Origin of the sequence: Pseudomonas cremoricolorata DSM 17059 = NBRC 16634 (assembly GCF_000425745.1) — a bacterium.
In the GTDB taxonomy this organism is placed as follows: domain Bacteria; phylum Pseudomonadota; class Gammaproteobacteria; order Pseudomonadales; family Pseudomonadaceae; genus Aquipseudomonas; species Aquipseudomonas cremoricolorata.
In genome coordinates this window covers 1-13,038 of the sequence record NZ_AUEA01000012.1, presented here as the reverse complement: position 1 = coordinate 13,038, position 13,038 = coordinate 1, and the positions used below count along the sequence as shown (strand labels likewise).

General features: G+C 61.6%; 12 protein-coding genes. 2 read left to right on the top strand and 10 right to left on the bottom strand.

Features of this window, described 5'->3' with window-relative positions:
• Nucleotides 1-241: 241 nt before the first annotated feature.
• The 10 genes from H618_RS0114690 to H618_RS0114645 all read right to left on the bottom strand — a co-directional run bounded on the left by H618_RS0114690 (nucleotide 242) and on the right by H618_RS0114645 (nucleotide 9,989).
• Nucleotides 242-2,200 carry a DUF7844 domain-containing protein gene (locus tag H618_RS0114690; protein ID WP_028695783.1) on the bottom strand — a complete coding sequence of 653 codons (1,959 nt, stop codon included), beginning with the start codon at nucleotides 2,198-2,200 and terminating at the stop codon, nucleotides 242-244.
• Nucleotides 2,197-2,517 (bottom strand): DUF2388 domain-containing protein, encoded by a 321-nt coding sequence (locus H618_RS0114685; RefSeq protein WP_028695782.1) that lies wholly within the window; start codon nucleotides 2,515-2,517, stop codon nucleotides 2,197-2,199. Before H618_RS0114685 ends, H618_RS0114690 begins: the two co-directional genes overlap by 4 nt.
• Before the next feature lie 38 nt (nucleotides 2,518-2,555).
• Nucleotides 2,556-2,846 carry a DUF2388 domain-containing protein gene (locus tag H618_RS0114680; protein ID WP_028695781.1) on the bottom strand — a complete coding sequence of 97 codons (291 nt, stop codon included), beginning with the start codon at nucleotides 2,844-2,846 and terminating at the stop codon, nucleotides 2,556-2,558.
• A 78-nt stretch (nucleotides 2,847-2,924) separates the two neighbouring features.
• On the bottom strand, nucleotides 2,925-3,242 hold the full coding sequence (locus H618_RS0114675) for a DUF2388 domain-containing protein (RefSeq protein ID WP_028695780.1): 318 nt from the start codon (nucleotides 3,240-3,242) through the stop codon (nucleotides 2,925-2,927).
• Between the two features lie 294 nt (nucleotides 3,243-3,536).
• On the bottom strand, nucleotides 3,537-3,689 hold the full coding sequence (locus tag H618_RS0114670) for a DUF1127 domain-containing protein (protein WP_425414201.1): 153 nt from the start codon (nucleotides 3,687-3,689) through the stop codon (nucleotides 3,537-3,539).
• Nucleotides 3,690-4,107: 418 nt separating this feature from the next.
• Complete coding sequence (gene scpC, locus H618_RS0114665; protein WP_028695778.1) at nucleotides 4,108-5,601, bottom strand: succinyl-CoA:acetate CoA-transferase ScpC; 1,494 nt, start codon at nucleotides 5,599-5,601, stop codon at nucleotides 4,108-4,110.
• Nucleotides 5,602-5,780: 179 nt separating this feature from the next.
• Nucleotides 5,781-7,217 carry an NAD(P)(+) transhydrogenase (Re/Si-specific) subunit beta gene (locus H618_RS0114660; protein ID WP_028695777.1) on the bottom strand — a complete coding sequence of 479 codons (1,437 nt, stop codon included), beginning with the start codon at nucleotides 7,215-7,217 and terminating at the stop codon, nucleotides 5,781-5,783.
• Between the two features lie 2 nt (nucleotides 7,218-7,219).
• Complete coding sequence (locus tag H618_RS0114655; RefSeq protein WP_028695776.1) at nucleotides 7,220-7,534, bottom strand: NAD(P) transhydrogenase subunit alpha part 2; 315 nt, start codon at nucleotides 7,532-7,534, stop codon at nucleotides 7,220-7,222.
• Between the two features lie 11 nt (nucleotides 7,535-7,545).
• On the bottom strand, nucleotides 7,546-8,667 hold the full coding sequence (locus tag H618_RS0114650; RefSeq protein ID WP_028695775.1) for a Re/Si-specific NAD(P)(+) transhydrogenase subunit alpha: 1,122 nt from the start codon (nucleotides 8,665-8,667) through the stop codon (nucleotides 7,546-7,548).
• Nucleotides 8,668-9,071: 404 nt separating this feature from the next.
• The gene (locus tag H618_RS0114645) at nucleotides 9,072-9,989 is read right to left on the bottom strand and encodes a LysR family transcriptional regulator (RefSeq protein WP_028695774.1); all 918 of its coding nucleotides are present in this window, start codon (nucleotides 9,987-9,989) and stop codon (nucleotides 9,072-9,074) included.
• Between the two features lie 159 nt (nucleotides 9,990-10,148).
• On the opposite strand from H618_RS0114645, the gene H618_RS0114640 reads away from it, so the two are divergent.
• Both H618_RS0114640 and H618_RS0114635 read left to right on the top strand, forming a co-directional pair.
• On the top strand, nucleotides 10,149-11,330 hold the full coding sequence (locus tag H618_RS0114640; protein ID WP_028695773.1) for an acyl-CoA dehydrogenase: 1,182 nt from the start codon (nucleotides 10,149-10,151) through the stop codon (nucleotides 11,328-11,330).
• Nucleotides 11,331-11,344: 14 nt separating this feature from the next.
• Nucleotides 11,345-12,565: a CaiB/BaiF CoA transferase family protein gene (locus tag H618_RS0114635; RefSeq protein WP_028695772.1), complete on the top strand. Its 1,221-nt coding sequence runs from the start codon at nucleotides 11,345-11,347 to the stop codon at nucleotides 12,563-12,565.
• Nucleotides 12,566-13,038 lie beyond the last annotated feature (473 nt).

The following is a 13,038-nucleotide window of genomic DNA, read 5'->3' as shown; positions in this document are numbered from 1 at the left end:
CGTCAGCGCTTGAGCGGCTGAACGGGAGCGGGCTGGAGTAACGGAAGAACGAAGAGGGCACGGAAAGGCATTGCAGTCACCATTTGTTGTTGTTGGATGGTCCAGGCCCGAATCGAGTCGGGTCGCTGGCGCGCCGGTCTGCTGCCGGCAATGGTGACATCCTAAGTGGGCAAGCTTTCAGCCAGCTTTCGACTGCGGCCCGCCGCGCACGGTTAGCGCTCGCGGCGGGTCGCTGGGCCGCTCACGGCAACTGCAAGCCGCCTGCTGCCTTGTGCAGGGCCCGCAAATGCTCGCCAATCTGCCGGGTGTTGGCTTCCACGGCAGCGATTTCCTTGGCCCGGCTCGGGTCGAGCAGGGCGCGCACTTCCTGATCGAGGTTGGTGCTCAGGCGCAGCAGTTGCGCCTGGCGCTCGCCAGCGGTGCGCTCCAGGTATTGGCGTTCATCGGCCTGCGGGATGCCATAACCCTGGGTGCCGAGCAGCTCGGCCGGGCGGCTGAGGAAGCCGCTGTTGGCCAGCATCTGTTGCAGGGTTTCGTTGGCTTTGTCGACCGTGCCGTCCTTCAACGCGCTGGCGTTCAGGTAGCGCTGCTTGACCTCATCCTGGGCCAGCAGCAACTGCCGGCGCAGGCTGGCCTGCTCTAGCAGCAGCAACGCTGCACTGGTGCGCAGGTCGGCCTTGGCGAACCAGGCGCGGCGTTGTTCGGCATCCTGGGCGAGCCAGTCCTCGACGTTCTTCTGCGGCACCGGCAGCTGCTTGCGCAGCACCTCGAACATGGCCTGGAAACGGTCGCGGTAGGAATCGAAGCGGTAGCCAAGGCGCAGTGCCTCGCGTGGATCATCGAGCACGCTGGTATCGGCCAGGCCGCGGCCCTTGAGCACTTCCAGCAGGCCGTTGGGCATGATGCTGTCGAGGTCGTTGAGGCGCGGATTGCCGGTGCCGCTGCGCAGCAGCTTGAGCGATTCGACCGCACAGTTGTTGGACAGGAAGTAATAGTTGCCGTCGTAGCTCCAGTGCATCTCGGCGGCCTGGCGCACCAGGTTCTCCACTTCGCTGCGGCTGAACTTGAGCGGAATCGAGGCCAGACTGCGCAGCTCGGTCTTGGTGTATTCGTCGATCACCTGACCCAGCGGCAGCACGAACAGGCGTGACGGGTAGGCGCCCACCAGGCCATCCCAGCTCGATAACTGCACATCATTGACGAAGGCGCGGTACGAAAGCACCAGGTGCTGATCGAGGTCGAGCCGGCAGTCAGGGCCGCGCGGGCGGCCGGGGGCACAGATCACCAGGCGCAGCATGCTATGGCCCCAGCGGCTGACCCAGTTCTGGTTGGCCTCGGCCAGCAGGTAGTCGACCTCGTAGACCCGCTCGGGGTCGATCTCGCCCAGCGGCTGGCGGGCGAAGTCGTTGCCGGCGTTGATGAACGGCAGGCCCTTGGCGCAGGCATCCTGGCGCGGCGCCCAGGCGAAATGGTCTTTGAGGTACTGATTCAGCGCCGGGCGGCGGCAGCCATAGCTGGCGTCGAGGAGGAAATACTCCATGTTGACCGCGACGAACTCCTTGGGGCTGCTCAGTTCGTAGCCATCCGGGCTGCGCACGCCCTGGCCGTTGTGCTGCTCACGTTCGCCGCGTCGGCCGACGTATTGCTGCCAGCCGGCCAAGTCGAGCAGGCGGGGGTCATCGCTGAGGGTGAAGCGGCGCTCGGTCTGGCCGCGGCAGGCTTCTGGCAGACCGATCTTGCCCAGGCTGCTCAGTTGCCGCTTGCAGCGGTTGAGCAACGGTCGATCGGCGGCCGACCACAGCCGGGCGCGGTCATAGATATGGGTCAGCTCATGCAGGACGGTGGCGAGCAGCTCCTCGCGCACGGTGCCGTGGGGGCGGCCGGTCTGCTGGGTGGCGGCGCTGCCGTCGACCAGCCCCGGCAACAGGCGGCGATTGAGTTCGAGGGTATCGACCAGCGACGCCTGCCCATAGGCGTCGGCACGCATGCCGGCGCTCCAGCTGACCCGCACACGGCGGTCCAGTTGTTCGACGAAGCGTGGCGGCAGCTTGCTCAGCGCTTCATCGAGCAGCGTTTGTGTGGCGTGTCGTTCTGCACTGTCGAGGTCATTGGTCCGCAGCTCGAGGCGCAGATCGGCCAATGCGGGCGTGCCCAGTAACGTCAGTGCGCAACCGAGAAGCCAGGCACGCACCGTCTTCACAGCGCCAGAATGGCTTCGGCCAGCACTTGGTCGCTGGCGCCACGCGCTTCTGGCAGGCGCTCGCGCAGGGTGGTGAAGGCGGCTTCCAGCTGTGCACCACGAATGTCGCCATCGCTGGCCACGAAGCTTGCGGCATCGTCGTGGGCCTCGCGCACCACTTTGGAATCGCGAATCGAGGTGGTGGTGTCGGAGGTGAAGTCGATCGAACGGCCAAAGGCCCGCACGATGATGTTGCTGGTGGCCACCAGCGTTTGTGCCTGGGCCAGGTCAGCCAGCAGGAACAGGCCCAGGGTGGCGGCAATCAGCGGTTTACGCATGGAGCATCTCCAGAAGAAGCGGGGGAGTCAGGGATGGATCATTGGACGAGAATTGCCTGCGCCAGTTCAAGGTCATCGGCACTTTGTGCAGGGTGCGTCTGGCGCAGTGCCATTAGCGCCGCCTGCAGCCGCGCGCCGCGAATCCGGCCTTCACTGGCGACGAACGCAGCCGCGTCATCGCGGGCGTCGATGATCAGTTTGCGATCGAACGGAGCGGTGGTCAGCTGAGTGGTGCCGTAGCTGCCGATGACCACACCCTGGGTGCTGGTATCGAACGCATGGGCAGCCGTGGCGACGAGCAGCAGTGACAGCGGGAGCAGATAACGCATGGGCTTTCTAGATTTCAGCAGAGTCAGGGCCCGCCAGGCGATTCGCGCGCTGACCTTGGTCAGCGCGACGTTACCCGGTCAGAGCGCGAGGATGGCCTGGGCCAGTTGCGTATCGCTGGCCTGCAACTGTGGTGCTTGCTGGCGAATGTAGCTGAAGGCGCTTTCCAGTTTCGCGCCGCGAATCTCGCCCTGGCTGCCGACGAAGCTGGCGGCATCGTCACGAGCGGCCTGAACGATCTTGTTGTCGCGCAGGGAGGAGGAGGCGTCGGAAGTGGCATTGGTGGAGGCGGCGATACCATCGACCACTGCGTCCGTGGTGACGATGAAGCTCGAGGCGCTGGCGGTACCTGCCAGGCTCAACAACAGAGCCGCAGCGAACAGGGGTTTACGTGACATGGTGAGAACTCCTGAAGAGGGTCAAGTGGTGATCTGCTAATCGGACGCTCGCAGTGCGCCGTACGTTACGTAGGACAAAGGTTTCTATCAAACCCTCTGCGTCCTTGCACTGTACTTGGTTATTTCCAGATGTAAGCAGAGTGACTGACTGTACCAGTCGATAATCGGCAAAGTAAAAACTGTATGGGTTTCAGCCCAAGCCGCTCTACGGCGGGCGTTGGAAACAAAAAACCCGTCGCAGTTCCCTGCGACGGGTTTTCAGAATTCACTACCGGCCAGGCCGGCAGAGCGGGCTTAGCGCCAGAACGGCTTGCCCAGCTCTTCGTAGCGTTGCGACTCGCTGATACCAGCGTCGGCGAGCAGGCGGCTGTCGAGGCGCGCCAGCTGACGACGGCTGGACAGGCGACGCTGCCACAGCATCAGGGTAGACAGTGCACGCAGCGGCATCGAGGCCTGGGCGGCGGAGTTGTTTTCGAAAGCCAGATCGGAACTGAGTGTACGTTCCATGAGATTCATCCTTCCGCTTATGGCGGCATTAGATAGTGATTTAACTGGTGCCCATCTTCCTCCTGTTGTGTCCATCGCAATAGATACAGTTCAACTGTATTGCAGTGGCTCAGTGAACTGTGAAATGGAGCTGTTGCACCCTTTATTGGCGCAACTGTACCGGTCTGCACCGATAAGGTGCATTTATGAATGTTTTTAGCATCGCGGCAAGTTTGAAAGCTCGAATAACCGGTACAGTTGTACAGTTTATTAACATATGTGCGGTTATCTAACCTGCGCAGCCCCTGAATGAAGTCAAAAAAAAGCCCGCGCCAGAAGCCAAAGGCTCTAGCGCGGGCTTTTACAGTTTGGGAAACCCTCAGATCGCCAGCATACGGCCACCTTCTTCGAGGTTCTCGTGCCAGCTCAGCGCCTCGCGCAGAATATGTGGCGTGTGCCCGCCGCGCTCGCAGGCCCGGGTGAAGTAGTCGTCGAGGGCGGCGCGGTAGTCTGGGTGCACACAGTTATCGATGATCGCCCGGGCACGTTCGCGCGGTGCCAGGCCGCGCAAGTCGGCAAGGCCCTGTTCGGTCACCAGGATGTCGACATCGTGCTCGGTATGATCGACGTGGCTGACCATCGGCACCACGCTGGAAATCGCGCCACCCTTGGCAATCGACTTGGTCACGAACACCGCCAGGTGAGCGTTACGGGCGAAGTCACCCGAGCCGCCGATACCGTTCATCATGCGCGTGCCGCACACATGGGTGGAATTGACGTTGCCATAGAGGTCGAATTCCAGCGCCGTGTTGATGCCGATGATTCCCAGGCGACGTACCACCTCGGGGTGGTTGGAGATTTCCTGCGGGCGAAGTACCAGTTTGTCCTTGTAGCGTTCCAGGTTGCCGAACACATCGGCGTTGCGCCGGCTCGACAACGTGATCGAACTGCCCGAGGCGAAGCTGAGCTTGCCGGCGTCGATCAGGTCGAAGGTCGAGTCCTGCAACACTTCCGAGTACATGGTCAGGTCTTCGAACGGCGAGTCGATCAGCCCACACATCACCGCGTTGGCGATGCTGCCAATGCCGGCCTGCAGTGGGCCGAGCTTGCTGGTCATGCGTCCGGCTTGCACTTCTTTCTTGAAGAAGGCGATGAGGTGATCGGCGATGCCCTGGGTTTCGCTGTCCGGCGGCAGCACGGTCGACGGTGAGTCAGGCTGCTCGCTGATGACGATGCCGACGATCTTCGCAGGATCGATCGGAATCGCCGTGCTACCGATGCGGTCGTCGACCTTCACCAGAGGAATCGGCGTACGCGTGGGTCGGTAGGTGGGGATGTAGATGTCGTGCAAACCTTCCAGATTGGGGTTGTGCGACAGGTTGATCTCGACGATCACGCGCTTGGCGAAAATCGCGAAGCTGGCCGAGTTGCCCACCGAGGTGGTCGGCACGATATGGCCCTGCTCAGTGATCGCCACCGCTTCGATGACCGCGATGTCCGGCAGAGTCAGCTGCTTGTTGCGCAACTGCTCGACGGTTTCCGACAGGTGCTGGTCGATGAACATCACCTTGCCGTCGTTGATGGCCTTGCGCAGCGTGCTATCCACCTGGAACGGCATGCGACGGGCCAGCACACCGGCTTCGGTGAGCTGCTTGTCGAGGTCGTTGCCCAGGCTGGCGCCGGTCATCAGGCTGATCTTCAGCGGCGTCTGGCGGGCGCGCTCGGCCAGTGCGTGGGGAACGGCCTTGGCTTCACCGGCGCGGGTGAAACCGCTCATGCCGACGGTCATGCCATCTTCAATCAGGCCGGCGGCGTCTGCTGCACTCATTACCTTGCTGTGCAGGGAGGACAAGCGAATACGATCACGGTACATGGATTGTTATCTCGGGCTACTCAAGCTAGATGCGCAGTCTAGTGGCTTCGCCCGGCGCCGTCCCCCGACCAAGGTCTATGAAACGTGGGGTCAAGCGCACCTTTCATCGGGGCCATGACGAACCAAGCCCCGGCAGGGGCCAGGGCTTGGTCGATCACGCGGCTTCTATATATAGAAGGCTATTCCACCGCCTTGACCATGTCTTCGATGACCTTCTTGGCATCGCCGAACACCATCATGGTCTTGTCCAGATAGAACAGCTCGTTGTCCAGGCCGGCGTAACCGCTGGCCATCGAGCGCTTGTTGACGATGATGGTCTTGGCTTTGTAAGCCTCCAGAATCGGCATGCCGGCGATGGGCGATTTGGGGTCGGTCTTCGCCGATGGGTTGACCACATCGTTGGCGCCCAGCACCAGCACCACATCGGCCTGGCCGAACTCGGCGTTGATGTCGTCCATCTCGAATACCTGGTCGTAAGGCACCTCGGCCTCGGCCAGCAGCACGTTCATGTGCCCCGGCATGCGTCCTGCGACCGGGTGAATGGCGTACTTGACCGTGACACCGTTGTGCACCAGCTTCTCGGTCAGTTCTTTCAGGGCGTGCTGCGCGCGGGCCACCGCCAGGCCGTAGCCTGGGACGATGATCACGCTGTCGGCGTTGCTGAGCAGGAAGGTGGCGTCGTCGGCCGAGCCGGATTTGACCGGACGCTGCTCGCTGGAGCCCGTCGCCGGCCCGGCATCGGCAGCGCCACCGAAGCCCCCGAGGATGACGTTGAAGAACGAGCGGTTCATCGCCTTGCACATGATGTACGAGAGAATCGCGCCGCTCGAACCCACCAGCGAGCCTGCGATGATCAGCATCGAGTTGTTCAGCGAGAAGCCGATACCCGCCGCTGCCCAGCCCGAGTAGCTGTTGAGCATCGACACCACCACCGGCATGTCGGCGCCGCCAATCGGGATGATGATCAGCACGCCCATGACGAAGGCCAGGGCCAGCATCAGGGTGAAGGCACTGTAGTGGCCGGTGAAGGTGAAGATCAGGCCCAGGGCGATGGTCGCCAGGCCTAGGATCAGGTTGAGCTTGTGCTGGCCGGCGAACTGTACCGGTGCGCCCTGGAACAGGCGGAACTTGTACTTGCCCGACAGCTTGCCGAAGGCGATCACCGAGCCGGAGAAAGTAATGGCGCCAATGGCCGCGCCGAGGAACAGCTCCAGGCGGTTACCGGTGGGGATCGGATCGCTGATGTGCAGCACGATACCCATCGACTGCGGCTCGAGCACTGCGGCGATGGCGATGAAGACCGCCGCCAGGCCGATCATGCTGTGCATGAAGGCGACCAGTTCCGGCATCTTGGTCATTTCCACGCGCTTGGCCATGATCGAGCCAGCGCTGCCGCCGACCAGCAGGCCGACGATGACGTAACCGATGCCGGCGGTGGCTAACTCTGCGCCCAGTTTGTAGATCAGGCCAACGGTGGTGAGGATGGCGATGCCCATACCCAACATGCCGAAGAAGTTGCCGCGGCGCGAGGTGGTCGGGTGCGACAGGCCTTTGAGCGCCTGGATGAAGCAGATCGAAGCGACCAGATACAGAAGCGTGACGAGGTTCATGCTCATGATTACTTCTGCCCCTCGGTTTTGACTTTCTTCTTGAACATTTCCAGCATCCGCCGGGTAACCAGGAAGCCGCCAAACACGTTGACCGCTGCCAGTGCCACGGCCAGGGTGCCCATGATCTTGCCCGCTGGCGTCACGGTCAGGGCTGCGGCGAGCATGGCGCCGACGATGACGATCGCCGAGATGGCGTTGGTCACGGCCATCAGCGGGGTGTGCAGCGCCGGGGTGACGTTCCACACCACGTGGTAGCCGACATAAATCGCCAGCACGAAGATGATCAGGTTGTAGATGCCGTGGGAAATCAGCATGTCTTCCATTGCTTTGCTCCTTAGCCGTTCTTGCGCACGACTTGCCCATCGCGGCACATCAGGCAGGCCGCGACGATATCGTCTTCGAGGTTGATCACCAGCGCGCCGTCCTTGTCGAACAGCAGCTTCATGAAGTCCAGCAGGTTGCGTGCATACAACGCCGAAGCATCGGCTGCTACCTGGGCAGGCAGGTTGGTCGGACCGACGATGGTCACCCCGTTGGCGTTGACCACCTGGTCTGCCACGGTCAGCGGACAGTTGCCGCCCTGTGCCGCCGCGAGGTCGATCACCACCGAGCCGGGTTTCATCTGCGCCACGGTTTCTGCGCTGAGCAGGGTGGGCGCCTTGCGCCCCGGGATCAGCGCGGTGGTGATGACGATATCGGCCTGCCTGGCACGCTCGTGGACCGCCTGCGCCTGGCGCTGCATCCAGCTGGCCGGCATCGGCCGGGCATAGCCGCCAACGCCCTGGGCGCAGTCGCGTTCTTCATCGGTTTCGTAGGGCACGTCGAGGAACTTGGCCCCCAGCGATTCGATTTGCTCCTTCACCGCAGGGCGCACATCGGACGCCTCGATCACTGCGCCCAGACGCTTGGCCGTGGCGATGGCCTGCAGGCCTGCCACACCGGCGCCGAGAATCAGCACGCGGGCTGCCTTGACCGTACCTGCGGCGGTCATCAGCATCGGCATGAAGCGCGGGTAGTGGTGAGCAGCGAGCATCACAGCTTTGTAGCCGGCGATGTTGGCCTGCGACGACAGCACGTCCAGGCTTTGCGCGCGCGAAGTGCGCGGCGCCGCCTCAAGAGCGAACGCGGTGATGCCGTGCTCGGCCATCTTGCCGATCAGCTCACTGTTGAAGGGGTTGAGCATGCCCACCAACAAGGTGCCGCGGTTGATCAGCGCCAGCTCCTGGTCGCTTGGCGCGACCACTTTGAGCACCAATTGTGCACCGAAGGCATCCGCGGCACTGCCCAGCGAAGCGCCAATGGCTTCATAGGCACTGTCTTGAATGCTGGCGTTGAGCCCGGCACCGCGTTGAACGGTCACCTGATGCCCTTGGGCGATCAGCTTTTTGAGGGTTTCCGGCGTGGCGGCGACGCGCGTCTCACCCGGCTGCGTCTCGAGAGGAACACCAATATGCACGACCTATCTCCTGCGGCGACCTTGAATCTTGTAAGAAACCAGCCCACTTCGAGTGGTGTGGCTGGGGCGTCCATAACCTTGAGCCCGCGCATTCCGGGGCGGGCGAGGCATTGTGCAGAGCGCTCGGAAGCGCAGCAACCGGTTTTGAAGTGAGACGATCTAAAAACTACAAGTCAGACCGTGACTATCTGTCGCACTCGTCCTTATCCAAGCCATCTGCCTCGCGGGCTTGGCTAAAGATGCTGAAAATTTCCAAATAACCGGAAATTTCAGCGGATATTGGCCCTTTTGCGAATATTTAGCCCAGCTCACCGTTCCGGTATTGGTGTGACAAGTGCCATAACAGATTGCTTATAGGCGACATAAGCTTATATCTGTAGGTTTTTCATTTCCCGACTACGCAATCACGGCGCAGCGACTTCTCGGCTGCAGGCCACGTACTCTCTGGCATTGGCCATTAACCAGTCTTTGAAAGCGCGCAGTGAGGCCGACTCGATCTTGCGTTCGGGAATGGCTAGATAGTAGGCCTTGTCGCTGCTCAGGACATGTCTGTGAGCGACTACCAAACGACCTTCCTGCAACTCTCGCTGGATCAGGAACGCCGGTATCAGGGCCACGCCCATTTGGTGAATGGCGGCCTGGGCCAGCATCGAGAACAACTCATAGCGCGGCCCGGCCATGTCTTTGCTGACGTTCATGCCGCAGGAGCCGAACCACTGACGCCAAGCGTAGGGCCGAGTGGTCTGTTGCAGCAGGGGCAGCTCGGCGATTTCCTCGGCGGACAGGGCGCTGCGGCCCTTGAGCACTGCCGGACTGCAGACCGGTAGCGGGTTTTCCCGCATCAGGTGGTGGCAGTGCGTGCCTGACCAGTCGCCATCGCCGAAGTAGATGGCGGCATCGAACGGGGTATCAGCGAACAGGAAGGGGCGCGTGCGGTTGGTCAGGTTGACCGTGATGTCCGGGTGTTGCTGCTGGAAGCTTTTCAGGCGTGGCAGCAGCCACTGTGTGCCGAAGGTAGGGACGACCGCCAGCTCGACCACGTTGGCCCCTTGCTGGCCCATGACCGACAAGGTATCGCGTTCGACCGCATCGAGCTGTGCCGCTACCTGGCGACTGTAGGAGAGTCCGGCTTCACTGAGCTTCACGCCACGTTGCGAGCGGCGGAACAGTTCGACGTTGAGGAAGGTTTCGAGCCCTGCGATCTGTCGGCATACCGCACCCTGGGTGAGGGAAAGCTCCTGAGCCGCCTTGGTAAAGCTTTCATGACGCGCGGCCGCTTCGAAACAGATGAGCGCAGTGGTACTGGGAATGGTGCGGCGCATGTACGTGGCCCTCACTTCAGATGCCGGTGGAGTGGCAGAGTTTGCCTTTCTGGAGTGAGAAAATATCACTCAAGCGTGCGTAATCCTCGTTTGTTCGCGCGCAGATTCCGGCCTAGCATCAGTGCACACACACTTTCGTCTGACCGCTCGAGGAATCCCATGGCCGGTAAAGCGCAGTTCAACTGGATCGACCCCCTGCTGCTCGACCAGCAGCTCTCGGAAGAAGAACGCATGGTGCGTGACAGCGCCTTCCAGTTCGCCCAGGACAAGCTGGCGCCGCGGGTCATCGAGGCGTTTCGGCACGAAAAGACCGATGTGGCGATCTTCCGTGAGATGGGTGAAATCGGTTTGCTCGGGGCGACCATCCCCGAAGCCTACGGCGGCAGCGGTCTGAACTACGTCTGCTATGGCCTGATCGCCCGCGAGGTCGAGCGTATCGATTCGGGCTACCGCTCGATGATGAGCGTGCAGTCCTCGCTGGTGATGGTGCCGATCAACGAGTTCGGCACCGAAGCGCAAAAGCAGAAATACTTGCCCAAGCTGGCCAGCGGCGAGTGGATCGGCTGCTTCGGCCTGACCGAGCCCAATCATGGCTCCGACCCCGGCGCGATGATCACCCGGGCACGCAAGGTCGAGGGCGGTTACCGCCTCAGCGGCGCGAAGATGTGGATCACCAACAGCCCGATTGCCGATGTGTTCGTGGTCTGGGCCAAGGACGATGCCGGCGACATTCGCGGTTTCATCCTGGAAAAAGGCTGGGAAGGCCTGAGTGCCCCGGCGATCCACGGCAAGGTGGGTTTGCGCGCCTCGATCACCGGCGAGATCGTCATGGACAACGTCTTCGTTCCCGACGACAACCTCTTCCCCGAGGTGCGCGGCCTGAAAGGACCGTTCACCTGCCTCAACTCAGCCCGCTACGGAATCTCCTGGGGTGCCCTGGGTGCCGCCGAAGCATGCTGGCACACCGCACGGCAATACACCCTGGATCGCCAGCAGTTCGGCCGTCCGTTGGCTGCGAATCAACTGATCCAGAAAAAGCTGGCCGACATGCAGACTGAAATCACCCTGGCCTTGCAAGGCTGCTTGCGCCTGGGGCGGATGAAAGACGAAGGCACCGCTGCGGTCGAAATCACCTCATTGATGAAGCGCAATTCCTGTGGCAAGGCGTTGGACATCGCCCGGCTGGCCCGCGACATGCTCGGCGGTAATGGCATTTCCGATGAGTTTGGCGTGGCCCGTCATCTGGTCAACCTCGAGGTGGTCAACACCTATGAGGGCACCCATGACATTCATGCGCTGATCCTCGGGCGCGCACAGACTGGCATCCAGGCGTTCTATTAATAGAGGGAAAGGTCATGGGCGCGTTGTCACATGTACGAGTGCTGGACCTCTCGCGGGTATTGGCCGGGCCATGGTCCGGACAGATCCTGGCGGACCTCGGTGCCGACGTCATCAAGGTCGAGCGCCCGGGCAAGGGCGACGATACACGTTCATGGGGCCCGCCATTCCTTGCCGATGGCGAGGGCCGCAGCACCGGAGAGGCGGCCTACTACCTGGCGGCCAATCGCAACAAGCGCTCGCTGACTATCGACTTCACGCAGCCGCAGGGTCAGCAACTGATCCGCGAGCTGGTGGCGCGTTCGGACATCGTCATCGAGAACTTCAAGGTGGGTGGGCTGGCCGCCTATGGCCTGGACTATCAGAGCCTGAAGGCGGTCAACTCCCGACTCATCTATTGCTCGATCACAGGCTTCGGGCAAACCGGCCCCTATGCGCGGCGGGCAGGCTACGACTTCATGATCCAGGGCCTGGGTGGCCTGATGAGCCTGACCGGGCGTGCGGCTGGTGAGAATGGAGCGGGCCCGGTGAAGGTGGGCGTGGCGCTGACCGACATCCTCACCGGGCTGTATGCCACCACCGCGATCCTCGCTGCACTGACGCATCGCGAGCAGACCGGCGCCGGGCAGCATATCGATATGGCGCTGCTCGATGTCCAGGTAGCGTGCCTGGCCAACCAGGCAATGAACTACCTGACCACTGGAAACCCGCCGCAACGGCTCGGCAATGCCCATCCGAACATCGTGCCGTATCAGGATTTCCCGACAGCCGATGGCGACTTCATCCTCACCGTAGGTAACGACAGCCAGTTCCGCAAATTCGCTGAAGTGGCGGGCCATCCTGAGTGGGCCGATGACGAACGCTTTGCCAGCAATGCGATGCGGGTGGCCAATCGCGGCGTGTTGATCCCGTTGATTCGCCAGGCGACGGTGTTCAGGACAACTGCGGAGTGGGTCGAGACCTTGGAGCAGGCTGGAGTGCCGTGCGGCCCGATCAACGACCTGAGCCAGGTATTCGCCGACCCGCAGGTGCTGGCCCGTGGCCTTGCGTTGAGCATGCCCCATGCACTGGCGGGTGAAGTACCGCAGGTGGCGAGCCCGATACGGCTATCTGAAACGCCTGTGGAGTACCGGATGGCGCCGCCGCAGCTGGGTGAGCACACGGCGCAGGTGCTGGGCCAGGTGCTTGGCCTGGAGGATGCTGATCTGCAGCAATTGAAGGCCGCAGGTGTGATCTGACAGTACGGCCTCTATATAGAAAGGGCGTTGAGGCGGTGAATGTCATCTATTTGAAATAAGTGCTTGACCCCTCTCGGAATCTCTTTATACTGCGCACCACTTCCGGGGCAAACGGAACGGAAAACTCCTTGAGTTTCAACGAGTTAGCTGTTCATGTGGTGCTGGAGGTGCTTCGATCTGCTGATCGATAGCGGTGAAAAAGGTGGTTGACAGCGTTGTTCAACGCTGTATGATTCGCCTCCCGCTACGAGCGATCGCAGCGAGCCAAGTGTTTGAAGTTGAACGAGATTCTCGCAAAATACTTCGAAATAAACGCTTGACAGACTTAGAGGAAAGCGTAGAATGCGCGCCTCGGTTGAGACGAAAGGCTTAACCAAACGCTCTTTAACAAATTGAATCAAGCAATTCGTGTGGGTGCTTGTGAGTACGGACTGATCGTCGCATAGATTATCAGCATCACAAGTGGCCATGCG

What these genes read in the sequence shown, in the direction of transcription:
- H618_RS0114685 (WP_028695782.1), bottom strand. Translation starts at nt 2,517, where the DNA reads ATGCGTAAACCGCTGATTGCCGCCACCCTGGGCCTGTTCCTGCTGGCT.
- H618_RS0114680 (WP_028695781.1), bottom strand. Translation starts at nt 2,846, where the DNA reads ATGCGTTATCTGCTCCCGCTGTCACTGCTGCTCGTCGCCACGGCTGCC.
- H618_RS0114675 (WP_028695780.1), bottom strand. Translation starts at nt 3,242, where the DNA reads ATGTCACGTAAACCCCTGTTCGCTGCGGCTCTGTTGTTGAGCCTGGCA.
- H618_RS0114670 (WP_425414201.1), bottom strand. Translation starts at nt 3,689, where the DNA reads ATGCCGCTGCGTGCACTGTCTACCCTGATGCTGTGGCAGCGTCGCCTG.
- scpC (WP_028695778.1), bottom strand. Translation starts at nt 5,601, where the DNA reads ATGTACCGTGATCGTATTCGCTTGTCCTCCCTGCACAGCAAGGTAATG.
- H618_RS0114660 (WP_028695777.1), bottom strand. Translation starts at nt 7,217, where the DNA reads ATGAGCATGAACCTCGTCACGCTTCTGTATCTGGTCGCTTCGATCTGC.
- H618_RS0114655 (WP_028695776.1), bottom strand. Translation starts at nt 7,534, where the DNA reads ATGGAAGACATGCTGATTTCCCACGGCATCTACAACCTGATCATCTTC.
- H618_RS0114645 (WP_028695774.1), bottom strand. Translation starts at nt 9,989, where the DNA reads ATGCGCCGCACCATTCCCAGTACCACTGCGCTCATCTGTTTCGAAGCG.
- H618_RS0114640 (WP_028695773.1), top strand. Translation starts at nt 10,149, where the DNA reads ATGGCCGGTAAAGCGCAGTTCAACTGGATCGACCCCCTGCTGCTCGAC.
- H618_RS0114635 (WP_028695772.1), top strand. Translation starts at nt 11,345, where the DNA reads ATGGGCGCGTTGTCACATGTACGAGTGCTGGACCTCTCGCGGGTATTG.